This window comes from Pseudomonas sp. NPDC089422 (assembly GCF_044749405.1).
GTDB lineage: Bacteria > Pseudomonadota > Gammaproteobacteria > Pseudomonadales > Pseudomonadaceae > Aquipseudomonas.
Genome location: NZ_JBIVHW010000023.1, coordinates 1 through 21586, shown reverse-complemented (window position 1 = coordinate 21586; position 21586 = coordinate 1). Strand labels below are relative to the sequence as shown.

The window sequence follows — 21586 nt, the reverse complement described above, 5'->3', positions numbered from 1 at the left end:
GGTCACTAAAGCCGCTCGGCCGCCTTCCGATAAACCTGATCGCGCTCGCGGCGATCAACGGCCACCACAAACACGACCACCTCTTGATCAATGACCTGATAGACCAAGCGGTAGCCACTGCTGCGAAGCTTTATCTTGTAGCAATCGGGCAGCGAGCTGAGCCGATTGGCCTCCACCCGCGGGTTTAGCAGAACCTCGGCCAGCTTCTTCTTGAACTGCTGACGAACCGTATCACCCAGCTTCTTCCATTCTTTCAACGCACGTGAATCGAAGTCGAGGCTATAGGTCATCCAGCTGGACCCTCACGCGCTGCGGGGAGGCAAGTCGCTCTCTCACAATCGCGATCAGGTCTTCGTCTTCCTCAGTCATCAGGACGGGTCGAAAAGGTAGCTTGCCTCGTTCGGCCACATACTGCAGTGCCTGACGCATGAGTTCGGACGGCGTTACGCCAAGCCGTTCGAGCTCCTGATAGGCGCGGGCTTTGAGCTCGTCATCGACGCGGATGTTGATGGACGCCATGGGACGACCCTCTCAGTAAAGACATTCGTCATTACAATGCACTTATCTTAGCTATTGCGCAACTGCTGTCCGTCTTTCAGAACTCCAGGAATGATGGGCCTGCATGGCACCGGCTATGCCGGTGTTCGCGGGCAAGCCCGCTCCCACAGGTTTTGCGTATCGCCCAAGGCATGGATGTGCCGATTACGCCACGCGCCACCAGCGATGCCTCTACTCATTCACCACCTCGAAAATCGGAAGCTCTTCAAATCATAAGAGCTGCTATAGTGGTTTTTAAACAATATAAGCACTGTCTTAGCAGGTCTTAAAATGAATATTTTTCCTTTGGCATGTGCCGACAGGCTAATGAAAATAGGGCTTCTGGCGAAAACAAGGCGCCTTGAACGTAAAATTCGCCAAAAAGATCTGGCCGCTCAATCCGGATTGTCCATTACCACCCTCGCCAAAATCGAATCAGGTACGCCTACCGTAGAGATGCGCAGCTACATGATCGCGCTATGGCATCTAGGTTTGCTGGACGAGGTATTCCAGGATGTGCCGATGTCTTCACCGGCCTCCTTCGCCACTGAGCACAGGGTACGCCTCAAGAGCGTGACGGAGGACGACTTCTGATGACTGTCATCTACCTTTACATGCAGATGCCAGGCTCGCTGGAGGTGCGCACCATTGGGCGGTTGAGCGTAGAGAACAACGTCGGCGAGTTTGTCTATAACCCAGCCCATGTCGAGGCAGGTGGTTGGGTGCCTGATGCTTCGCGCTACCCACTTCGAACGCAACCTTATAAACGCATCACCAAGAACCGAGGCATACCCGGATTTATCCGGGATGCGGCCCCCGATGGCTGGGGTGAACGCCTGGTTGCGCGAGAGCATGGTGAACAGAAGGATGCCATTGGCTTCATTCTGAAATCGCCAAACCATGACCGTACGGGCAACCTCATGGCTGGCGCTGGCCGTAAACCACCTGCCGGTATCGGCCAGGCTGGCCTGGGCAAGATCACCCAACTGGACGCCTTCATACAATTTGCAGATGGCGTGCAAGGTGGATTTCCTCGCAACACTGACAAAGCCACCAAAGCAACACTGCAGCAGCGCTCGTCACTGGGCGGGGCTCGTCCCAAATGCACACTGATGAATGAGAACCGACTGCTGCTGGCCAAGCCGCGAGACCGCCACGATGTCTACGATGTTCCAGCACTCGAACACGCATGCATGACATTCGCTGCGAGCAAAGGCATGAACGTGGCGCGAGTGCAGTTGCATCGTGGCCGGGTCAACACATTGCTGGTCGAACGCTTCGACCGGGCGCCAGCGGGTGACGGATATTTCTACCGCGTCCCCATGTTGAGCGGTTTGACATTGCTCGACAGTGACTGGAACAACCAGCTGGGCTGGGCACAGGAATGGCACTATGGCTTACTGGCAGACGAAATGAGCCGGCGCGGCGTGCCTCACAGTGACCTTCAGGAGCTTTTCAGACGCATCTGCTTCAACATTCTGGTCGGCAACGATGATGACCATCCCAAAAACGTGGCAGTGCTTTTCTTGAATGGCAGTTGGCGGCTGTCACCCATGTATGACGTGCTGCCAACGACCGAAGGGGCTGCGCCCTCCAGCCTGGCCATGGGCGTCGGGAGTTTCGGAAAGGAGTTGTCGCGGCGCAATCTGCTCAGCCAGGTAGGCCACTATGGCCTGTCTCACGCTCAGGCGGAATCCATCATTGATGAGGTGGCTGGATGGGAAGATGAGTTGGCGGCCCATTATCGGCAGTACCTGCAGCCCGCTGAACTGGAGCAGGCATTGGTTGCCATGGGCGCTGATAAGCTGCGCACTTGATTCTGGGCTGTATTGAAGAAGCCCCCAGCCCTGTATCTGTCGCCACGCCATCCTGGCCTTCACCATCGCCGACTCCCCCGGTTAGCTGAAGGAACCCGCATCATGGCCGCTCTACTGCTGCAGATGACCCCCATAGGGCTGGTAATCGCCCTGATCCTGCTGCTGCGTCGCCCGCCCGTGCAGGCGGCGCTGGCCGGGGTCGCCGGGGTGTTGCTGCTGTGGGGGCTGGGCGCCGCGCAGCCGTTATCGACAGCCGTGTCGGCGAGCATCCTGCAAGACACCCTGATCCTCTTCTTCAGCACCGCCTGCGTCATCATCCCTGGCCTGGCGTTCGTCATCCTGGTCGAGCGTGCGGGTGCGCCGCAGGCGATCGGGGCCTGGGTGCGCGAGCTTGGCTGGACACCGCCAGCGCAGGTGATCTTCATCCTGCTGGGGCTGGCCCCGCTGCTGGAGGCGATGACCGGCTTCGGGGTATCGCTGATCGCCACCGTACCGCTGCTGATGGGCCTGTTTTCACGGCAGACCGGCATGAAGATGGCATTGGCGGGCATGGTGATCATGCCCTGGGGCACATTGGGGCTGGCCACGGTGATCGGGGCACTGCTGGCGCACGTGCCTGCAGCGGAACTCGGCAGCCATTCGGCACTGGTCAGTGCGCCGGTATTCCTCTGCCTGGCGGCCGTGGCGCTGGGGCTGGCGGGCGTTCGCAGCGCACGGGCCTGGGTAGGGCTGGCAGTGATTGCAATGCTGTTCAGTGCGGTGTTGTATGCAGGCAACCGCTGGCTCGGGCCGGAAGCGTCAGGGGTGCTGGCTGGTCTGACGGTGGCCTGCGTGGGGCTGGGCATTTCGTATGCACGCCAAGGGACGCTTGCGCGCTGGCCACAGGCGGCCTGGCCATACCTGGCACTGCTGGGGACGATCATCGCTTCGCGCGGGCTGTTCCTGGTCACGGACTGGGACGGGCTGTGGGTGATCCAGGGTGCGTCGGTGTCCTGGAAGCCGTTGGCGTCGCCAGGGCTTGCGCTGCTGCTGGTAAGCATGATGATGGTCGCTCGGCAACAGCCGGCATTCGCGTGGAAGGTATTGTTCACCCGGGCACGTTTTCCGGTGGCGACCATCTTCCTGTTCCTGCTGCTCTCCCAGGTGATGGTCAAGGCAGGCTTCCTGATCGAGGCACAGCGAGCCCTGCACGCGCTGTCGGGCCTATGGCAGGTATCGACGGTCTCACTCCTGGCGGGGCTGGCCGGCTATGTCACCGGGTCGAACGTTGGCGGCAACACACTGGTGATGCCGTCCATTGCAGCCTTGGCCAGCGCTCACGGGCCATGGCTGGCGGCCATGGTCAACTGTGCCGCCGGGCACGGGGCCCTGGGGTCGCTGTCGATCCTCTCGCTGATCACCGGGCTGGCGGGGGCCAGCCGTGACGAAGAACACAGGCTGATTCGCTTCGCCTTCGCCCTGGTACTGCTGAACATCGTGTTGGTTGCTGCATCCGGTTGGCTTTTGCTCTACCTTTCGGGAGCCTTCACCTGACCCGACGCGAGCCCCCATGGAACGGAACCCCAGCCCCGACAAACGCTGGCACACCCTCAAGGACTGGCTGTTGCGCCAGATCGACAGCGGCGGCTGGCCACCCGGCACACAACTGCCCTCGGTGCGAGAACTGGCACGCATGTTCGGCAGCAGTATCGCCACCGTGCAACGCGCACTGGCGGAACTGGAGAGCAATGCCTACGTATCGGCCACGCCCAGAGTCGGCTACTTCGTCGCCAAGGGCGCCACGGCTGCTCAGCAGTACGATCTCACCAGTGTCACCGTCAACGTCAACCACGCGGTGGTTGCCATGCTCTCCCAGGCGGCCGGCCACACTCGCCTGTCGTTGAGTTCTGCCGTTCTGCACGGCGAGCTGACACCCGAGGTGCTGCTGAACAAATGCCTGGCGACGCTGGCCAGCAAGCCCGATGCAGCGCTGGCCGGCCTGATCGCCCCACCCGGCCTCCCTTCGTTGCGCAGACGTATTGCCGGGCTGATGCTGACCCGCGGCGTGGCTTGCGGCCCGGACGATATCCTGGTGACCTCTGGCGACACCGTCGCGCTGGAACTGGCCCTGGAGGCTGTCGCAAGCAGGGGGGCCATCGTGGCCATCGAGACACCCACCTATTACGGCATCCTGCAAACCATCGAGCGCCTGGGGATGCGCGCCCTGCCGATTCACACCCATGCCGACAGCGGCATGGACCTCGATCACCTGGAACACGCGCTGGCGCAGAAGAAAGTCGATGTGATCTTCCTCAACCCGACGCTACAGAACCCGCGCGGCTTCATCATGCCCAACGCCGCACGGGCGAGGCTTTCGAAACTGGCTCAGGCGGCGCAGGTGCCGATCATCGAGGACGACATCTTTTTCGACCTGGTGCCCGAACACCTGCGCCCGCTGGCCATCAAGCACCATGACAAGACAGGGCAGACCATCTATTGCTCATCGTTTTCCAAGACTGTTGCACCGGGCTATCGGTTGGGCTGGTGCGTACCAGGGCGCTATCGGGATGCGATCCTGGCCCAGATGTTTTCGCGCAATCTCGCGGTATCGAGCCTGGCGCAACGGGTGCTGGATGCATTCATCGGGCGGGGCTACATGGAGTCGCACTGCGCGAAGCTCAGGGAACGCCTGGCCGCGCAGACCGCGACGATGACAACACGGGTTCTCTCGCAGTTTCCTGCGGGGACGCGCTACATCCCACCACAGGGTGGCTTCATCCACTGGATCGAGTTTCCCGCCGGGACGGACATGGCCGCGTTGCAGCGGCTTGCCGGTGAACGCGGGTGCCATGTTGCCGGGAGCGGGATGTTCCATGCCGACGGCCAGTGCGGCAATGGGCTGCGGCTCTGCCTTGGGAGGGTGATCACGGCCGACGTGATACAGGGGCTGGAGGTACTGGCGCAGACCGCTCGACAACTGGCCGTGACACAAGGTAGCTAGGGCGAGGCAACGGCCTCGAAGACTGAACGATGGTGGAGGCGCGTCGCGCCCCTTTCGCGGCGCAAGGCCGCTCCCACAGTGGATCGTGCCAGGGCTTCAGGCGGTGACCCGGATAGGTTTGAGTGCCCCACCCCCATCTGCCCCGGCGTCATAGTATGACTTTGAATTCATCCTAGTCCTTGAACTAGAGCCTTCCCTGATGATTATTCACTTGACGGTGCGAATTTATTGCGTCCCAAAGCGTTGACAGCTGATTTTTCGCTTGATAAAAAACGCCACAGTTGTACGACAACACATAACAAAAACAACATCAGCGGACCCATCCCATGTCGAAAATCTGCCAGACAACCCTCCCCTTTGCGCTGCTGGGTGCCAGCTTGCTCGGCGGCATGCCGGGCATCAGCCTCGCCCAGGGCTTCGTCGAAGACAGCAAGGCCGTGCTGGGCCTGCGCAACTTCTACATCAACCGCAACTTCACCAACCCCAGCAACCCGCAGAGCAAGGCCGAAGAGTGGACCCAGAGCTTCATTCTCGATGCCCGTTCCGGCTTCACCGAGGGGCCGGTGGGGTTCGGCGTGGATGTGCTGGGGCTGTGGTCGGTGAAGCTCGATGGCGGCGGCGGCACCTATGGCACGGCACTCCTGCCACGCCATGACGATGGCAAACCAGCGGATGACTACGGCCGCCTGGCGGTGGCGGGCAAGGCTCGTATCTCCAAGACCGAGCTGAAGATCGGCGAGTGGATGCCGGTGCTGCCGATCCTGCGTTCGGACGATGGCCGCTCGCTGCCGCAGACCTTCCGCGGTGGCCAGGTGACCTCCAACGAAATTGCCGGGCTGACCTTGTATGGCGGCCAGTTCCGCGGCAACAGCCCGCGCAACGACGCGAGCATGGAAGACATGAGCTACGGCGGCGGCGTGTCGGACCGCTTCAATTTTGTCGGCGGCGAATACAAGTTCAACCAGGACCGCACCCTGGTCGGGCTGTGGAACGCGGTGCTCAAGGATGTCTACGAGCAGCAGTACCTGCAATTGAGCCACAGCCAGCCAGTTGGCAGCTGGACCCTCGGCGCCAACCTCGGCTACTTCAACGGTGGCGAAGATGGCTCGGAGCGGGCCGGCAAGCTCGACAACAAGACCTACTCGGGCATGTTCTCGGCCAGGTACGGCGGCAACACCTTCTGGGTCGGGCTGCAGAAAGTCGATGGCGATACCTGGATGCGGGTCAACGGCACCAGCGGCGGAACCCTGGCCAACGACAGCTACAACTCCAGCTTCGACAATGCCAACGAGCGCTCATGGCAGGTGCGCCATGACTTCAACTTCGTGACGCTCGGTGTGCCGGGGCTGACCTTGATGAACCGCTATATCAGTGGCCGCGATGTGCACACCGGGGCGGTGACCGATGGCAAGGAGTGGGTGCGCGAGTCGGAACTGGCCTATGTGATCCAGAGCGGGCCGTTCAAGGATTTGAGCGTGAAATGGCGCAACTCGACCATTCGCCGGGACTACAGCAACAACGAGTTCGATGAGAACCGGGTGATCTTCAACTACCCGCTTTCGTTGCTGTGATCGTATGGCACCGGCTTCGCCCGTGTTCGCGGCTAAAGCCGCTCCTACAAGGACCGCGCGGCACTGAGGGCAACGCTCTGTACCTGTAGGAGCGGCTTTAGCCGCGAAGAGGCCCGAGAGAGTCGCACAAGCAACATTGACAACCCCGGAAACCGCTGCCGATAATCAGCAAAGTCATACGACAACTTACAACAATCACAAGTAGAGCCGCCATGACCACCACCCCCTTCAAGCGCCTGCTGCTCACCGGAGCCGCAGGCGGCCTGGGCAAGGTGCTTCGCCAACGCCTCAACGGCTGCGCCGAAGTCCTGCGCCTTTCCGACATCGCGCCGATGGCCCCCGCCACCGGCCCCCATGAAGAAGTCATCCGCTGTGACCTGGCCGACAAGGCTGCGGTGCATGCCTTGGTCGAAGGCGTCGACGCCATCGTCCACTTCGGTGGCGTGTCCACCGAACATGCCTTCGAGGACATCCTCGGCCCCAATATCTGCGGCGTATTCCACATCTACGAAGCCGCGCGCAAGCACGGGGTCAAGCGCATCATCTTCGCCAGCTCCAACCATGTGATCGGCTTCTACCGCCAGGACCAGCCAATCGACGCCCATGCCCTGCGCCGGCCCGACAGCTACTATGGCCTGTCCAAGTGCTATGGCGAGGATGTCGCCAGCTTCTACTTCGACCGCTACGGCATCGAGACCGTCAGCATCCGTATCGGCTCGTCGTTCGACGAGCCACAGAACCCACGCATGCTCAGCACCTGGCTGAGCTACGACGACCTCACCCAGCTGATCGAGCGCGGCCTGTTCACCGCCGATGTCGGCCACACCGTGGTCTACGGCGCTTCCGACAACCGCACCGTCTGGTGGGACAACCGCCATGCCGCGCACCTGGGCTACCAACCCAAGGACAGCTCGGAAGTGTTCCGCGCTGCGGTAGAGGCCAAACCCGCACCTGCCGCCGACGACCCGAGCATGGTCTACCAGGGTGGCGCCTTCGTCGCTGCCGGCCCATTCAGCTGACACCGCCCTGCCAGGAGGCTCCAACATGCACTGCGAACTGATCGTCGACGCCCGCAACGGCACCGGTGAAAGCCCGGTGTGGCACCCCAGCGAACAGGCCCTGTACTGGGTCGACATCCCGGCCCGCCAGCTGCACCGCTGGCAGGACGGCGCCCATCAGACCTGGCAGGGTGACGAGATGCTCGCCTGCATCGCCCGCACCGAACGTGGCTGGGTCGCGGGCATGGAAAGCGGCATCTTCCAGCTGCAGGCCCGGGGCGATGGCAGCCTCGACAGCCACCTGTTCGCCGCGGTCGAACACCCGCAACCAGGCATGCGCTTCAACGATGGCCGCTGCGACCGCCAGGGCCGTTTCTGGGCCGGCAGCATGTTCATGGACATGCAGCAAGGCGCCCACGTCGGCGCGCTGTACCGGGTCGACGGCGAGGGCCGGCTGCACCAGCAGCTCAAGGACATGATCGTGCCCAACGGCCTGGCCTTCAGCCCGGACGGCACGCGCATGTACCTGTCCGACTCGCACCCCAACGTGCAGAAGATCTGGACCTTCGATTACGACATCGACAGCGGCACCCCGCACAACCAGCGGCTGTTCGTCGACATGCGCGCCTTCCCCGGCCGCCCCGACGGCGCCGCCATCGATGCAGACGGCTGCTACTGGATCTGCGGCAACGACGCCGGGCAGATTCACCGTTTCACGCCCGACGGGCGCCTCGACCGTTCGCTCAGCGTGCCGGTGAAGAAACCGGCGATGTGCGCCTTCGGCGGCGCCAACCTCGACACCCTGTTCGTCACTTCGATCCGCCCTGCCGGCAGCGACCTCAGCGATCAGCCCTTGGCCGGTGGCGTGTTCGCCCTGTGCCCCGGCGTCCAAGGCCTGGAGGAACCTGCCTGGCGCGGCTGAACACGGCTCATGCAACATCGCAGCACCCAACACTCACGCGCGAAACCAGATAATAAAAAACACGGAGTTTCACCATGACCTTCAAACGCAAGCTGCTTCTTGCCGTACTCCCGTTCGCCTTCAGCCTGTCGATGCCCGCCTCGGCACTCGACATCAAGTTCGCCGAAATCCACCCGGCCGGCTACCCGACCGTGGTCGCCGAACAGAACATGGGCAAGAAGCTCGAACAGGCCAGCAATGGCGAAATCACTTTCAAGATGTTCCCTGGCGGCGTGCTCGGCTCGGAGAAGGAAGTGATCGAGCAGGCACAGATCGGTGCGGTGCAGATGACCCGCGTCAGTCTCGGCATCGTCGGCCCGGTGGTGCCGGACGTGAACGTGTTCAACATGCCGTTCGTGTTCCGTGACCATGAGCACATGCGCAAGATCATCGACGGCGAGATCGGCCAGGAGATCCTCGACAAGATCACCAACTCCGAATTCAACCTGGTGGCGCTGGCGTGGATGGACGGCGGTTCGCGTAGCCTCTACACCAAGAAACCGGTGCGCAGCCTTGAAGACCTCAAGGGCATGAAGATTCGCGTGCAGGGCAACCCGCTGTTCATCGACATGATGAATGCCATGGGCGGCAACGGCATCGCCATGGATACCGGCGAGATCTTCAGCGCCCTGCAGACCGGGGTGATCGACGGCGCCGAGAACAACCCGCCGACCCTGCTCGAACACAACCACTACCAGAGCGCCAAGTACTTCACCCTGACCAACCACCTGATCCTGCCGGAGCCGGTGGTGATGTCCAAGACCACCTGGAACAAGCTCAGCCCCGAGCAGCAGGCGCTGGTGAAGAAAGTCGCGCGCGAAGCGCAGATGGAAGAGCGCGCACTGTGGGATGCCAAGTCCGCCGCCAGTGAAGAAAAGCTCAAGGCCGCCGGCGTCGAGTTCATCGCCGTCGACACCAAGCCGTTCTACGACGCCACCGCCCCGGTGCGCGAGAAGTACGGTGCGCAGTATGCCGACCTGATGAAGCGTATCGACGCGGTCCAGTAATCCCGGCCCTCCTCCCAAGATGACCTCGGCAGTGCGACGCCCGTCGCCCTGCCGCTTTGGTGATGCCTATGAAAATGCTTTTCCTGAGCGTCAACGACACCCTGTACCGCGCCTGCATCTGGGTCGCCGGGCTGTCGATCCTGACCATGTCGCTGATCATCCCCTGGGGCATCTTTGCCCGCTACGTGCTCGGCACTGGCGCCAGCTGGCCGGAGCCGGTAGCGATCCTGCTGATGGTGCTGTTCACCTTCATCGGCGCCGCCGCCAGCTACCGCGCCGGCGCGCACATGGCCGTGGCGATGGTCACCGACCGCCTGCCGCAACCGCTGCGCCGGCTGGTGGCGGTGTTCACGCAACTGTTGATGCTGGGTGTCTGCGTGTTCATGACCTGGTACGGCTTCAAGCTGTGCGTCACCACCTGGAACCAGTACATGGCCTCGCTGCCCAGCGTGCGGGTGGGCATGAGCTATGCCCCGATCCCGGTTGGCGGCGTGCTGACGCTGATCTTCGTGCTGGAAAAACTCCTGCTGGGCGACCAGAGCCAGCGCAAGGTGGTGCGGTTCGACCTGGTGGACGAAAACGAGGGGGCGGCGTAAATGGATGCGATCATTCTGTTGGGCAGTTTCATTGCGCTGATCCTGCTGGGCATGCCGGTGGCCTATGCCCTGGGCCTGTCGGCGCTGATCGGTGCCTGGTACATCGACATCCCGCTGCAGGCCATGATGATCCAGGTGGCCAGTGGGGTTAACAAGTTCTCGCTACTGGCCATTCCGTTCTTCGTACTGGCCGGCGCGATCATGGCCGAGGGCGGCATGTCGCGGCGCCTGGTGGCGTTCGCCGGGGTGCTGGTGGGCTTCGTGCGCGGCGGGCTGTCGCTGGTCAACATCATGGCCTCGACCTTCTTTGGCGCGATCTCGGGCTCGTCGGTGGCCGATACCGCGTCGGTCGGCTCAGTGCTGATTCCGGAAATGGAGCGCAAGGGCTACCCGCGTGAATTCTCCACCGCAGTGACCGTCAGTGGCTCGGTGCAGGCGCTGCTGACCCCGCCCAGCCACAACTCGGTGCTGTACTCGCTGGCGGCTGGCGGCACGGTGTCGATCGCTTCGTTGTTCATGGCCGGGGTGATGCCTGGGCTGCTGCTGAGCGCGGTGATGATGGGCCTGTGCCTGATCTTCGCGAAGAAGCGCGACTACCCCAAGGGCGAGGTGATCCCGCTGCGCCAGGCGCTGAAGATTGCCGGTGAAGCACTGTGGGGCCTGATGGCCATGGTGATCATCCTTGGCGGCATTCTTTCCGGCGTGTTCACGGCTACCGAATCGGCTGCGGTGGCCGTGGTGTGGTCGTTCTTCGTGACCATGTTCATCTACCGCGACTACAAGTGGCGCGACCTGCCCAAGCTGATGCATCGCACGGTACGGACCATCTCGATCGTGATGATCCTGATCGGCTTCGCCGCCAGCTTCGGCTACGTGATGACCCTGATGCAGATCCCATCGAAGATCACCACGGCGTTCCTGACCCTGTCGGACAACCGCTATGTGATCCTGATGTGCATCAACTTCATGCTCCTGCTGCTGGGCACGGTGATGGACATGGCGCCGCTGATCCTGATCCTCACACCGATCCTGCTGCCGGTGATCAGCGGTATCGGCGTGGACCCGGTGCACTTCGGCATGATCATGCTGGTCAACCTGGGGATCGGGTTGATCACGCCGCCGGTGGGTGCGGTGCTGTTCGTGGGCTCGGCGATTGGCAAGGTCAGCATCGAGGCCACGGTGAAGGCACTGCTGCCGTTCTACCTGGCGCTGTTCCTGGTGCTGATGGCGGTGACCTACATACCGGCCATCTCGCTGTGGCTACCGAGCGTGGTGCTGTAGTTCTGGTATTGGGGCTGCTTTGCAGCCCCAGGTTCTCCCTGCAAACGGATCCTGCACATGGCTGTCGCCTCTTCTGCTGCAACCCTCTTCCCCCGCAAACTGGCCATCGCCCTGCTGGCCCTGCTGGCCTGCTCGTTCGCCGGCAACCACATCGCCGCACGCATTGCCTTCGACAACGACACCGGCGTGCTACTGGCCATTCTCTGCCGCTCGGGCATCACGTTCCTGGTGCTGGCCACCCTGGTGCTGTGGCAACGCCAGCCGCTGGGCCTGCCCGCTGGCACTCGACGCTGGCAGCTGCTGCTGGGCCTGCTGATCGCGACCCAGAGCCTGTGCCTGTATTCGGCAGTGGCACGTATTCCGGTAGCCCTGGCGCTGCTGGTGGGCAACACCTTCCCCATGCTCCTGGCGCTGCTGACCTGGGCACTGGGGGGTACACGCCCGAGTGGGCGCACGCTGTCGTTCATGGGGCTGATCCTGTGTGGCCTGGTGCTGGCGCTGGATGTACCGGCACGGCTGGCCGACGGTGGCGACGCCAACCCGCGCGGGTCCTTGGGAGTGGGCCTGGCATTCTGCGCCGCCTGCGCGTTCGCCTGTGCCCTGTGGATCACCGACCACAAGCTGGCCGCCGTACGCGGCCCGGTGCGCAGCCTGCTGACCTTGCTGATCGTGTTCACCAGCATGCTGGTCGCCGGCATCAGCGGCGTGATGCCAGCCGGCTTGTCGTTGCCGGGCAGCGCCAACGGCTGGATGGCACTGGCCAGCCTGGTGGTGTTGTATGGCGTGGCCTTCACCTTGCTGTTCGTCTGCGTACCCAAGCTGAACATGGCGCAGAACGCACCGGTAATGAACGTAGAACCTATCGCCACGCTGCTGCTGGGCTGGGCGTTGCTCGGCCAGCAACTCAGTGGCATGCAATTGCTTGGCGGTGCCGTGGTGGTAGCCGGCATCGTTCTGTTGACCTACCGGAGGCCTTGATGAGCATCCCCCTGCTGCACCTGCAAGACCGCCTTACCCGCCTGAGCATCGCCCCGGACCTGGGGGGCAGCCTGGTCAACTGGCAGGCCAGCGGCACTGGCCAGGCGCTGCTGCGCCCTGCCGACGAAGCCGCCCTGGCCAGCGGCAGCCCGCGGCGCCTGGGCTGCTACCCGCTGGCACCGTGGTCCAACCGCATCGCCGGGGGCGGCTTCCAGCGCCCTGATGGCTGGCTGGCCCTGGCACCGAACACCGGGCACGACCCCTACCCGATTCACGGCAGCGCCTGGCAGCAGCCCTGGCAGGTGGAGCAGCACAGCGCGCACCACGCCCGCCTGAGCCTCGACAGCACAGTGCCATTCGCCTACCGGGCAACGCTTGCTGTGCACCTGCACGAGGGCTGCCTGAACATCGACCTGCAAGTGACGCATCTGGATTCGGCGGCCACCTGGTATGGGCTGGGGCTGCATCCCTACTTCCCGCGCTACCCCGAAACAAGGCTACGCGCAGAGGCGCGCAGCGTGTGGTTGGCGGATGATGGAGGCTTGCCTTCTCGGCAAACTGCGATACCTGAAGACTGGAATTTCGCCACTGCGCGGACGCTGCCGACAACGGTGGTCGACCATACCTTCAGCGAATGGCCCGGCAACTGCGTGATCGAGCAACCGGGCGCGGGCTATCGACTGGTGTGCAGCGCCAGCGGGGCCGAGCATTTTCTGTTGTTCTGCCCGCAAGAGCAGCCGTTCTTCTGCTTTGAACCGGTGAGCCACCCGATCAATGCGCATCACTTGCCAGGGCGGCCAGGGTTGAGATTGTTGCAGGAGGGCGAATCGACCAGCCTGGGATTCAGGATGCAATACCAGGCATTGTGACTGCCAGATAGTGGGGCTGCTTTGCAGCCCCAGGATTTCCAGCCTTACGCCAATGCCTCGGTCGACGCTGCCAACGGCCTTTGCGAAGCAGCCCCGGTCACCTCGCGTGCGACCTTCCATACCAGCACCGCCGCCACGATATCGAACGCCGCCAGCACCACGAACAGCGGGCTGTAACCGATCTGCGTGACCAGGATGCCGAACACCAGGGTGAACAGCGCCGCGCCCAGGTAACCACACATCCCGCCCATGCCGGTCGCCGTCGCCACCTGGTCCTTGCTGAAGGAATCCGAGGTGATCGAGTACAGCGCCCCCGACAAGGTCTGGTGGGCAAAGCCGCCAATGCACAGCAGCAGGATCGCCGTGTACGGGCTCTCGACCAGGCCGATGCAGGCCGGACCGATCATGCAGCTGGCGCCGAACACCAGCACCAGCTTGCGCGAGGTGAACAGCGACACCTTGAAGTAACGATGGAACATCGGGCTCAGGTAACCACCAAGCACGCAGCCGATGTCGGCAGCGAGGAACGGCAACCAGGCGAACATCGCCACTTCCTTGATGTTCATGTGCCGTTCGGTCATCAGGTACAGCGGAATCCAGGCATTGAAGGTTTGCCAGGCAGGCTCGGAGAGAATGCGTGCCGAGGCGATGGCGTAGAAGTTGCGGGTTTTGAAGATGCGCTTCCAGGCGCCCTTCTCGCGCTGCTCGGCTTTGAAGTGGGCTTCCTGGCCGGACAGGATGTAGTCACGCTCATCATCGCTCAGGCGCTTCTGATCGCGCGGATGCTTGTACAGCAGCATCCACAGCAAGGTCCACAGTACACCCGACACACCGACGATGACGAACGCCAGCTGCCAGCCACTGTGCAGGATCGCCCAGACCACCAGCGGTGGCGCCAGCAATGCCCCGAGCGACGAACCGATGTTGAACCAGCCGATGGCGACCGAGCGTTCCTTGGCCGGGAACCATTCAGTGGTGGCCTTGACCCCGGCCGGCAAGCCGGCAGCTTCGGTCATGCCCAGCAACCCGCGCAGCAACGCCATGCTCTGCCAACCGCTGGCCAGGGCGGCGCCCGCACAGGCCAGCGACCAGGCCAGGGCGAACACGGCAAAGCCCAGTTTGGTGCCGATGAAATCGATGAGCCAACCGGCGATCGGCTGCATGAGCGCATAGCACATCTGCCAGGTCGCGACGATCTTGGCGTATTGCTCGGTGGTGATGGAGAGGTCGGTCATCAGCGTGGGGGCTGCCACCGAGAGGGTGTTGCGGGCGAGGTAATTGACGACGAGCCCGGCCGTGACAAGGCTGACCATCCACCAACGGATGCCTTTGATCTTCATTGTTCACCTGAATCTTGTTTTTAGAGTGACGGGTGATCTGCCCCATGCGCCGGCAGGGCGAAATGAGACAAATTGTTTCAGGTGAAGAGTGCCACGTCATAGGTCATCGTACAACAACAATTATTCATGCTCAGAAAAACGGGAGCCGTCCATTGAAAGTGAAGAAAACCCAGCTACGTTGTACGACCTCAGAGATCAATCCAGTTGCTGGGCTCGCAGGTCCTGCGCCAGCATGTCGATGAATGATCGCACCTTGGCTGAGCCGTACTTGCTCTCGCGGTGCAAGACATGGATCGGCCAGGGCGCCTCTTCGTACTCGGCGAGAATGACCTGCAACTGCCCGCTGGCCAGTTCATCGACCACCTGATACGACAGCAACCGGGCGATGCCCAACCCGCCCACTGCGGCTGCGATCGCACCGTCGTTGCTGGTGACCGTCAGCCGCGGTTTCATGCGCACCAGGGTCGGCTCGTCGGCCAGGCCGAAGCGCCAGCCGGCACGTGGCGAGAGGTTGGTGGTTGCGATCACCGCATGGTCCGGCAAGTCCGATGGGTGCTGCGGCTCGCCCATGCGCGCAAGGTAGCCGGGCGATGCACACAGCATCCGCCGCACCCGGCCCACGCGCAGCGCCTTGAGGCCGGAGTCAGGTAACGGCCCGATACGCACGGCCACGTCCATGCCCTCCTCGACCATGTTCACCACGCGGTCGAGGAAGTACGCCGACACATCGACCTCGGGGTATTGCTGCAGGTAACGCACGATACAAGGCATGACGAACTTCTTGCCGAACAGGATCGGCGCGGTGATCGCCAGTTCACCTTTGGGCGTGGCGTTGATGCCGGCTGCGGCTTCGTTGGCTTCATGGATGCTGGCAAGGATATGCCGGGTGTCTTCCAGGTAGCGGCTGCCCGCCTCGGTCAGGCGCACACTGCGGGTGGTGCGCAGGAGCAGCTTGACCCCGATCTGCTCTTCGAGGGCGCTGACGGCACGGGTGACGGCGGCGGGCGAAATGTCCAGGCGGCGGGCGGCAGCGGCGAAGCTTTCCAGCTCGCCGACGGCGACGAACACCTTCATCAGGTGGATCTGGTCCATGCGCGCTCCTGGGCATCGGGGGTGCGGGAATTATCAGCTATTTGCGTAACCTGTGTCGGCCTCTTCGCGGGCTTGCCCGTGAAGAGGCCGGAAAAGACAACCTCAAAGTTCAAGCACCAGTGCCTGCGCTGGCACGGCACAACAGATCAGCGCAGTGCCATCCTCCGGCATCTCGGCGGGCGGATTCGGGTAATGCACCTGCCCACTCACCACCTTGGTCTTGCAGGTTCCGCACGAGCCCCCCCGACAGCTGAAGTCTGGCGACAATCCACGCGCCTCGGCCAGCTCCAGCAAGGTGCCAGAACCGGGTGCCCAACGCGCCTCCTTGGCAGAGCTGGCAAAGTACACCGGCACCGGCTCGCTGGCAGCCGGTGGCTGCTGCAGCGTGGGCCGGTTGTCGTCGCCATGGCGCCGAAGGGTCGATGGCCCGAAGGTTTCGGCATGAATGCGGGCATCCGGCACATGCACGCCAAGCAGTCCCTCATACAGGTCCTGGGTGAAGCTGGCCGGACCGCACAGGTAGAAGTCGTAATCATCCAGCGCCAGCGTTGCCTTTATCTGCTCGATACTCAAGCGCCCGCTGTGCTCGTAGTCACGCCCATGCACGGCTTCGGCCTCTGGCTGGCTCAACGAACGATGCACGCTCAACGCTGTACCGGCTTGCTGACGCAATTCGGCCAGTTCCTGCTGAAACGGCAGATCACCGAGGCTGCGGGCCCCCTGGAACAGATGAATGCGACGCCCCTGCCCGTTCGCCAACAACTCGCGCAGCATGGCGATCAGCGGTGTGATGCCCACGCCCGCACCGATCAGCACGACAGGCCGGTCGCTGGCGCTATTGAGGGTGAAGCTGCCCATGGGCAGACGCACCTCCAGCATGTCCCCTGCCTTGACACGCTCATGCAGATAGCGCGACGCCGGGCCCTGCGCCTTGACGCTGATCCGCAGGTAGCCATCGGACGGCGCGCAGGACAGGCTGTAGGTGCGAATCAGCGGTGCATCGCTACCCAGCGGGATGCGCACGGGTATGTGTTGGCCGGACAAGAACGTCACCGGCTCGTCCGCAGCGAAATAGAACGAGCGGATATCGCGACTCTCCTGCTCCACGCGCGCCACCCGCCAGGCCAGCCATTGGCGCTGCCGCTCACGCTGCTGCAGCCGCTGCTCCGCCTCGGCCCAGGTGCCGGTCATCAGGCTGGTTGGCGCGTATTCCTGAAAGGCCCAGCGCAAACTCACCGCCGCACGGCGCAGTACCACCTGCTCGATGTCCAGCGTCCACAGCCGCTCGGCGCCCTCGAACGCCGTGATCAGCGGGCTGTCGAGCATCACCTCGGTGCGCCCGCTCACCTGCAGGACGTCGCCGCTGCTGAAATCGACGAACAACAGCCCGGCCACCGGGTTCTCCAGCAGGTTGCCAAGGGTGTTGAAATGCAGGTTGCCGGCATAGTCGGGAATGGTCAGGCGGTTGCCTTCGACCCTGACGAAGCCAGGGCGGCCACCACGGTGCGAGACGTCTACCGAGCGCCTGCCGTCGGGGTGATCGATATAACTGGCGACGAACAACGTGTCAGCGTTCGCGATCATCCGGGCGGTCGTGGCATCCAGCCCTTGCGCATCGATTCTTCCTTGCGCCGGTTCATCGACGCGCGTGTATTCGCGCAGCTGGATGTACTGCGGGCAATTGCCGAACGACTGCTCCACCTGCACGTCAAGCCGCCCGTCAGCGGCCTGTGCGATCAGCCCGTTGATGCGGTTGCGCCGACGTGTGTGCAGCTCGATGCCGAGCAGGCCGATGGCCCCGCCAGTTGCCAGTCCGGGGGTTGCCGGATCGTCGCTGGCCGGGTGGATATCAATCAGCAGTTGCCGAGGGTCGGGCGAGCTGACGAAGCCTTCCGGGCCTTCGAGCAGCGTCGCCCACGGCGCGCCGCCCTGATCCACAGCGCCGGCGACGATAAACGGCAACTGCTGGTAGAACGTGCGGTGCTGGTCGGGCATGTGGTCACGAATGACCTTCTGCCCGAACACGTCCATGCGCTCCGACACTCCTGCATGCTCCTGCAGGCGCTTCTCGCCGGCATGCCAGGGTGAGGTGCGATGATCGGGGAGTTGCGCCATGGCGGCATTCCTCACATGGGATGGCGGTTCAGACGGTGGTCTGCAGGCCGACGGCAGTGCGTGGCATGGCGACGAAGCCAGGCAACGCTTCGATCCGCGCCAGCCAGGCGCGCACGTTGGGGTAAGGTTCCAGCGAGACATTGCCCTCGGGGGCGTGGGCGATGTACGAGTAGTTGGCGACATCGGCGATAGTCGGCTCATTGCCGACGAGGAACGCCGACTTGGCCAGCTCGGCGTCCATCACCTTGAGCAAGGTGTGCGCGCGACCGATGACTTCGTCGGTGTTGAACGAAGCACCGAACACCGTCACCAGGCGAGCGGCTGCAGGGCCAAAGGCCAGTGGCCCGGCGGCAACCGACAGCCAGCGCTGTACGCGGGCGGCATTCACCGGGTCATGGGGGAGCCACTTGCCCGCTTTGTCGTAGGTGCTGGCCAGGTAGACAAGAATGGCGTTGGAATCGGCGATCACGGTGCCGTTGTCATCAATCACCGGCACCTGGCCGAACGGATTTAGGGCGAGGAAATCCGGCTGCTTGTGCGCGCCTTTGGCGAGGTCGACGAACACCAGCTCGGCAGGCAGGCCGAGCAGCGACAGCATCAGCTCGATACGGTGGGCGTGGCCGGACTTGGGGAAGTTGTAGAGTGTGATCATGGGCTGGGCTCCAGGTTTGGCACCGGGGTGGTGCCAGGTGGAGCCCATCCTGCGCTGATTCGGCTGGCAGCAGAATCAGTGCAAGGAACAAACCATAATTTCGACTGGCGAAATAATCGGCTGATCAGTGCCGTGACTGCTTCTGATAGCGATACAGGCCCCGCGCAGCCTCGACCACGTGCGGCACACAAGCCTGCAACTCATCGAAACTCATGGCATCGAGCAACTCGAAGTTGTCTTCAAGCCCATGCAGTGAAATCGCCTTGAGCAGCTGATCCTGCTCTGGCGGCAACTCGCCCCACGCCGCTACCTGCGTGCCACGCATGTAACCGAAGCACCACTCTTCCATGATGATCGCCGGCCCTTCCTCGGCCTCGCTTTCTTCGAACAGCGGTTCGAAGCCTTCGAGGTTCTCCGCCAATTGCTCGGCAACCTGGTAGGCATAGCGCAGCATCAAGGCGGTGTAGGCCTCCTCATAGGCGGGTTTCTTGAACTTCGGTACCTTGCCGCCCGCGACGGTGGGCAGCCATTGCTCTGGCAGCACATCGACCGGGGAGCTGGCCAGGGCGGTGAAAAAGCCGTTGAGCTCGGCCAGGTTGAGCACCGAATAGTCGTTGCCGTAGGTGATCAGCAGGTCTTCGAGGCGGGCGAGTTCTTTTTCGCTGAGGGCGGGGAGCATGTGCGGGTGTCCTGGGGTGAAGATTTGCGTGCACCCTAGCACATGGGGGATTGCGTCTGCAGAAAGCATTCGCGGGGCAAGTCGGGTACGGCGACCCGACTTGCCCCGCGATTAGGCAGTTAAGCCTTATACCGCCAGCGCGCGCTCACGCAGCTCGCTGTTGAGGATGCGGTCGTTCTCGCTGTAGTCGACCGGGCAGTCGATCACGTGCACGCCTGGGGTCTTGATGCAGTGCTCGAGCAGCGGCAGGAAGGCTTCGGCGCTTTCCACGCGGTGGCCATTGGCACCGTAGGCTTCGGCGTATTTGACGAAGTCCGGGTTGCCGTAGTCCAGGCCGAAATCGGTGAAGCCCATGTTGGCCTGCTTCCAGCGGATCATGCCGTAGCCGTCGTCACGCAGGATCACCACGGTGATGTGCATGCCCAGACGAACGGCGGTTTCCAGCTCCTGGCTGTTCATCATGAAGCCGCCGTCGCCGCACACCGAGATGACCGGGCGATCCGGGTAGACCAGGTGCGAAGCCATTGCCGATGGCAGGCCGGCGCCCATGGTCGCCAGGGCGTTGTCGAGCAGCACGGTGTTCGGCTTGTGCGCCTTGTAGTTACGGGCGAACCAGATCTTGTAGATGCCGTTGTCCAGGGCCACGATGCCTTCGGACGGCAGCGCGCGACGAATGTCGGCGACCAGGCGCTGGGGATAGACCGGGAAGCGGTTGTCGTCGGCGCCTTCGGCGATCTGCGCTTCGTTCGCTTCACGGATTGCCATCAGGCGGGTGAAGTCCCAGTGCGCGGTGTCGTTCAGCGCTTCGCTGATCTGCCATACGGCGTTGGCGATGTCGCCGATCACTTCCACCTGCGGGAAGTACACGGCATCGACTTCGGCGGAACGGAAGCTGATGTGGATGACTTCGGTGCCACCACGGACCATGAAGAACGGTGGTTTCTCGATCACGTCGTGGCCGATGTTGATGATCAGGTCGGCCGCTTCGATGGCACGGTGGACGAAGTCACCGGAGGACAGCGCAGCGTTACCCAGGAAGCGCGGGTGACGCTCGTCGACCACACCTTTACCCATCTGGGTGGTGATGAACGGGATGCCGGTCTTGTCGATCAGCTGCTTGAGGACCTTGGCGGTCATCTTGCGGTTGGCACCGGCGCCGATCACCAGGATCGGGCTGCGGGCCTTCTGCAGTTTCTCGACGGCAGCTTCGATGGCCACGTGCTCGGCCAGCGGGCGACGGTGCAGGCTGCGTGGGATCGGCAGGGCGTCGGTCTGCTCGGCGGCGATGTCTTCCGGCAGTTCCAGGTGCACGGCGCCCGGCTTTTCTTCTTCAGCCAGGCGGAATGCCTCGCGCATACGGGCCGGGATATTGTCGGCCGAGGCGAACTGGTGGGTGTACTTGGTGATGGGGTCCATCATGCCGCACACGTCGATGATCTGGAAGCGGCCCTGCTTGGACTTCTTGATCGGCTTCTGGCCGGTGATCATCATCATCGGCATGCCGCCCAGGTAGGCGTACGCACTGGCGGTCACCAGGTTGGTTGCGCCAGGGCCCAGGGTCGACAGGCTGACGCCGGTCTTGCCGGTCAGGCGGCCATAGGTGGCGGCCATGAAGCCCGCGGACTGCTCGTGGCGGGTCAGTACCAGCTTGATCTTCGACTTGCGCAGGGATTCCAGCAGGTCGAGGTTTTCCTCACCAGGAATGCCGAACACATACTCGACACCTTCGTTTTCCAGGCATTGCACAACGACATCGGCGGCCTTGGCCATCTTGCTTGTAACCTCAAGTGATCGGACGGTGGAAGTCCAGAAATGCGCAGCACGGTACGCTGGCATCGCTCGGTTCGGGGGCCAGGATTGCCCCGAACTTAAGTCTTGACGCAGCTTAAGCGCAAACAAGTCACGTTAATTTGCGAGAAATATTGTCGCACCGTACAAACGGTGCAGATAGGAGGATACAGACAAAAGACATTTGGCAGCAGCGCCAAAGCGCCGCATGGCGGGAGGCCCAGAGGACTGAAAAGACAAAACCCCTACCTGCATGCGCAGATAGGGGTTTTGCGAAATGAATCTTGACGATGACCTACTCTCACATGGGGAAACCCCACACTAC

General features: G+C 62.8%; 20 protein-coding genes. 12 read left to right on the top strand and 8 right to left on the bottom strand.

All coding sequences use genetic code 11. The annotated features are described in order from the left end of the window. Nucleotides 1-5: 5 nt before the first annotated feature. A complete protein-coding gene (locus ACIPZ8_RS27480; RefSeq protein WP_400730178.1) occupies nucleotides 6-290 on the bottom strand; it encodes a type II toxin-antitoxin system RelE/ParE family toxin in 285 nt (94 codons plus the stop codon). Then, entirely contained in the window at nucleotides 280-519 is a 240-nt protein-coding gene (locus ACIPZ8_RS27475; RefSeq protein WP_103449480.1) for a type II toxin-antitoxin system RelB/DinJ family antitoxin, read from the bottom strand. Before ACIPZ8_RS27475 ends, ACIPZ8_RS27480 begins: the two co-directional genes overlap by 11 nt. A 309-nt stretch (nucleotides 520-828) precedes the next feature. Here ACIPZ8_RS27475 and ACIPZ8_RS27470 point away from each other — a divergent pair, with 309 nt between their 5' ends. The 12 genes from ACIPZ8_RS27470 (at nucleotide 829) to ACIPZ8_RS27415 (ending at nucleotide 13595) form a co-directional block, all read left to right on the top strand. Further along, on the top strand, nucleotides 829-1131 hold the full coding sequence (locus tag ACIPZ8_RS27470) for a helix-turn-helix domain-containing protein (protein WP_400730175.1): 303 nt from the start codon (nucleotides 829-831) through the stop codon (nucleotides 1129-1131). Then, nucleotides 1131-2354 (top strand): type II toxin-antitoxin system HipA family toxin, encoded by a 1224-nt coding sequence (locus tag ACIPZ8_RS27465; RefSeq protein WP_400730172.1) that lies wholly within the window; start codon nucleotides 1131-1133, stop codon nucleotides 2352-2354. Before ACIPZ8_RS27470 ends, ACIPZ8_RS27465 begins: the two co-directional genes overlap by 1 nt. Nucleotides 2355-2456: 102 nt before the next feature. Next, nucleotides 2457-3887 carry a transporter gene (locus ACIPZ8_RS27460; RefSeq protein WP_400730169.1) on the top strand — a complete coding sequence of 477 codons (1431 nt, stop codon included), beginning with the start codon at nucleotides 2457-2459 and terminating at the stop codon, nucleotides 3885-3887. Between the two features lie 16 nt (nucleotides 3888-3903). Then, complete coding sequence (locus ACIPZ8_RS27455; protein ID WP_400730167.1) at nucleotides 3904-5334, top strand: PLP-dependent aminotransferase family protein; 1431 nt, start codon at nucleotides 3904-3906, stop codon at nucleotides 5332-5334. 326 nt (nucleotides 5335-5660) lie between these two features. Then, nucleotides 5661-6905, top strand: a complete 1245-nt coding sequence (locus ACIPZ8_RS27450) for an OprD family porin (protein WP_400730164.1) — start codon at nucleotides 5661-5663, stop codon at nucleotides 6903-6905. A gap of 212 nt (nucleotides 6906-7117) precedes the next feature. Then, on the top strand, nucleotides 7118-7924 hold the full coding sequence (locus ACIPZ8_RS27445) for an NAD-dependent epimerase/dehydratase family protein (RefSeq protein ID WP_400730161.1): 807 nt from the start codon (nucleotides 7118-7120) through the stop codon (nucleotides 7922-7924). Between the two features lie 25 nt (nucleotides 7925-7949). After that, nucleotides 7950-8825 carry an SMP-30/gluconolactonase/LRE family protein gene (locus ACIPZ8_RS27440; protein ID WP_400730158.1) on the top strand — a complete coding sequence of 292 codons (876 nt, stop codon included), beginning with the start codon at nucleotides 7950-7952 and terminating at the stop codon, nucleotides 8823-8825. A gap of 74 nt (nucleotides 8826-8899) precedes the next feature. After that, nucleotides 8900-9871, top strand: coding sequence for a TRAP transporter substrate-binding protein (locus ACIPZ8_RS27435; protein WP_400730155.1), 972 nt, complete (start codon nucleotides 8900-8902; stop codon nucleotides 9869-9871). A 68-nt stretch (nucleotides 9872-9939) separates the two neighbouring features. Beyond that, the gene (locus ACIPZ8_RS27430) at nucleotides 9940-10467 is read left to right on the top strand and encodes a TRAP transporter small permease (protein WP_400730153.1); all 528 of its coding nucleotides are present in this window, start codon (nucleotides 9940-9942) and stop codon (nucleotides 10465-10467) included. Next, entirely contained in the window at nucleotides 10468-11748 is a 1281-nt protein-coding gene (locus ACIPZ8_RS27425; RefSeq protein ID WP_400730150.1) for a TRAP transporter large permease, read from the top strand. 57 nt (nucleotides 11749-11805) lie between these two features. Next, a complete protein-coding gene (locus ACIPZ8_RS27420; protein ID WP_400730147.1) occupies nucleotides 11806-12726 on the top strand; it encodes an EamA family transporter in 921 nt (306 codons plus the stop codon). Next, nucleotides 12726-13595 (top strand): aldose 1-epimerase, encoded by an 870-nt coding sequence (locus ACIPZ8_RS27415; protein ID WP_400730144.1) that lies wholly within the window; start codon nucleotides 12726-12728, stop codon nucleotides 13593-13595. Before ACIPZ8_RS27420 ends, ACIPZ8_RS27415 begins: the two co-directional genes overlap by 1 nt. A gap of 44 nt (nucleotides 13596-13639) precedes the next feature. Here ACIPZ8_RS27415 and ACIPZ8_RS27410 read toward each other — a convergent pair whose 3' ends face one another. The 6 genes from ACIPZ8_RS27410 to ACIPZ8_RS27385 all read right to left on the bottom strand — a co-directional run bounded on the left by ACIPZ8_RS27410 (nucleotide 13640) and on the right by ACIPZ8_RS27385 (nucleotide 21243). Further along, on the bottom strand, nucleotides 13640-14935 hold the full coding sequence (locus tag ACIPZ8_RS27410) for an MFS transporter (protein ID WP_400730141.1): 1296 nt from the start codon (nucleotides 14933-14935) through the stop codon (nucleotides 13640-13642). Nucleotides 14936-15130: 195 nt separating this feature from the next. Then, complete coding sequence (locus ACIPZ8_RS27405) at nucleotides 15131-16027, bottom strand: LysR family transcriptional regulator (RefSeq protein WP_400730138.1); 897 nt, start codon at nucleotides 16025-16027, stop codon at nucleotides 15131-15133. A gap of 102 nt (nucleotides 16028-16129) precedes the next feature. Continuing rightward, nucleotides 16130-18142 carry a pyridoxamine 5'-phosphate oxidase family protein gene (locus tag ACIPZ8_RS27400; protein WP_400730136.1) on the bottom strand — a complete coding sequence of 671 codons (2013 nt, stop codon included), beginning with the start codon at nucleotides 18140-18142 and terminating at the stop codon, nucleotides 16130-16132. 28 nt (nucleotides 18143-18170) lie between these two features. After that, a complete protein-coding gene (locus tag ACIPZ8_RS27395) occupies nucleotides 18171-18794 on the bottom strand; it encodes a glutathione S-transferase family protein (protein WP_400730133.1) in 624 nt (207 codons plus the stop codon). Nucleotides 18795-18918: 124 nt separating this feature from the next. Further along, on the bottom strand, nucleotides 18919-19473 hold the full coding sequence (locus ACIPZ8_RS27390) for a UPF0149 family protein (protein ID WP_400730130.1): 555 nt from the start codon (nucleotides 19471-19473) through the stop codon (nucleotides 18919-18921). Between the two features lie 126 nt (nucleotides 19474-19599). Continuing rightward, a complete protein-coding gene (locus ACIPZ8_RS27385; protein WP_159409168.1) occupies nucleotides 19600-21243 on the bottom strand; it encodes an acetolactate synthase large subunit in 1644 nt (547 codons plus the stop codon). Nucleotides 21244-21586 lie beyond the last annotated feature (343 nt).

What these genes read in the sequence shown, in the direction of transcription:
- ACIPZ8_RS27480 (WP_400730178.1), bottom strand. Translation starts at nt 290, where the DNA reads ATGACCTATAGCCTCGACTTCGATTCACGTGCGTTGAAAGAATGGAAG.
- ACIPZ8_RS27475 (WP_103449480.1), bottom strand. Translation starts at nt 519, where the DNA reads ATGGCGTCCATCAACATCCGCGTCGATGACGAGCTCAAAGCCCGCGCC.
- ACIPZ8_RS27470 (WP_400730175.1), top strand. Translation starts at nt 829, where the DNA reads ATGAATATTTTTCCTTTGGCATGTGCCGACAGGCTAATGAAAATAGGG.
- ACIPZ8_RS27465 (WP_400730172.1), top strand. Translation starts at nt 1,131, where the DNA reads ATGACTGTCATCTACCTTTACATGCAGATGCCAGGCTCGCTGGAGGTG.
- ACIPZ8_RS27460 (WP_400730169.1), top strand. Translation starts at nt 2,457, where the DNA reads ATGGCCGCTCTACTGCTGCAGATGACCCCCATAGGGCTGGTAATCGCC.
- ACIPZ8_RS27455 (WP_400730167.1), top strand. Translation starts at nt 3,904, where the DNA reads ATGGAACGGAACCCCAGCCCCGACAAACGCTGGCACACCCTCAAGGAC.
- ACIPZ8_RS27450 (WP_400730164.1), top strand. Translation starts at nt 5,661, where the DNA reads ATGTCGAAAATCTGCCAGACAACCCTCCCCTTTGCGCTGCTGGGTGCC.
- ACIPZ8_RS27445 (WP_400730161.1), top strand. Translation starts at nt 7,118, where the DNA reads ATGACCACCACCCCCTTCAAGCGCCTGCTGCTCACCGGAGCCGCAGGC.
- ACIPZ8_RS27440 (WP_400730158.1), top strand. Translation starts at nt 7,950, where the DNA reads ATGCACTGCGAACTGATCGTCGACGCCCGCAACGGCACCGGTGAAAGC.
- ACIPZ8_RS27435 (WP_400730155.1), top strand. Translation starts at nt 8,900, where the DNA reads ATGACCTTCAAACGCAAGCTGCTTCTTGCCGTACTCCCGTTCGCCTTC.
- ACIPZ8_RS27430 (WP_400730153.1), top strand. Translation starts at nt 9,940, where the DNA reads ATGAAAATGCTTTTCCTGAGCGTCAACGACACCCTGTACCGCGCCTGC.
- ACIPZ8_RS27425 (WP_400730150.1), top strand. Translation starts at nt 10,468, where the DNA reads ATGGATGCGATCATTCTGTTGGGCAGTTTCATTGCGCTGATCCTGCTG.
- ACIPZ8_RS27420 (WP_400730147.1), top strand. Translation starts at nt 11,806, where the DNA reads ATGGCTGTCGCCTCTTCTGCTGCAACCCTCTTCCCCCGCAAACTGGCC.
- ACIPZ8_RS27415 (WP_400730144.1), top strand. Translation starts at nt 12,726, where the DNA reads ATGAGCATCCCCCTGCTGCACCTGCAAGACCGCCTTACCCGCCTGAGC.
- ACIPZ8_RS27410 (WP_400730141.1), bottom strand. Translation starts at nt 14,935, where the DNA reads ATGAAGATCAAAGGCATCCGTTGGTGGATGGTCAGCCTTGTCACGGCC.
- ACIPZ8_RS27405 (WP_400730138.1), bottom strand. Translation starts at nt 16,027, where the DNA reads ATGGACCAGATCCACCTGATGAAGGTGTTCGTCGCCGTCGGCGAGCTG.
- ACIPZ8_RS27400 (WP_400730136.1), bottom strand. Translation starts at nt 18,142, where the DNA reads ATGGCGCAACTCCCCGATCATCGCACCTCACCCTGGCATGCCGGCGAG.
- ACIPZ8_RS27395 (WP_400730133.1), bottom strand. Translation starts at nt 18,794, where the DNA reads ATGATCACACTCTACAACTTCCCCAAGTCCGGCCACGCCCACCGTATC.
- ACIPZ8_RS27390 (WP_400730130.1), bottom strand. Translation starts at nt 19,473, where the DNA reads ATGCTCCCCGCCCTCAGCGAAAAAGAACTCGCCCGCCTCGAAGACCTG.
- ACIPZ8_RS27385 (WP_159409168.1), bottom strand. Translation starts at nt 21,243, where the DNA reads ATGGCCAAGGCCGCCGATGTCGTTGTGCAATGCCTGGAAAACGAAGGT.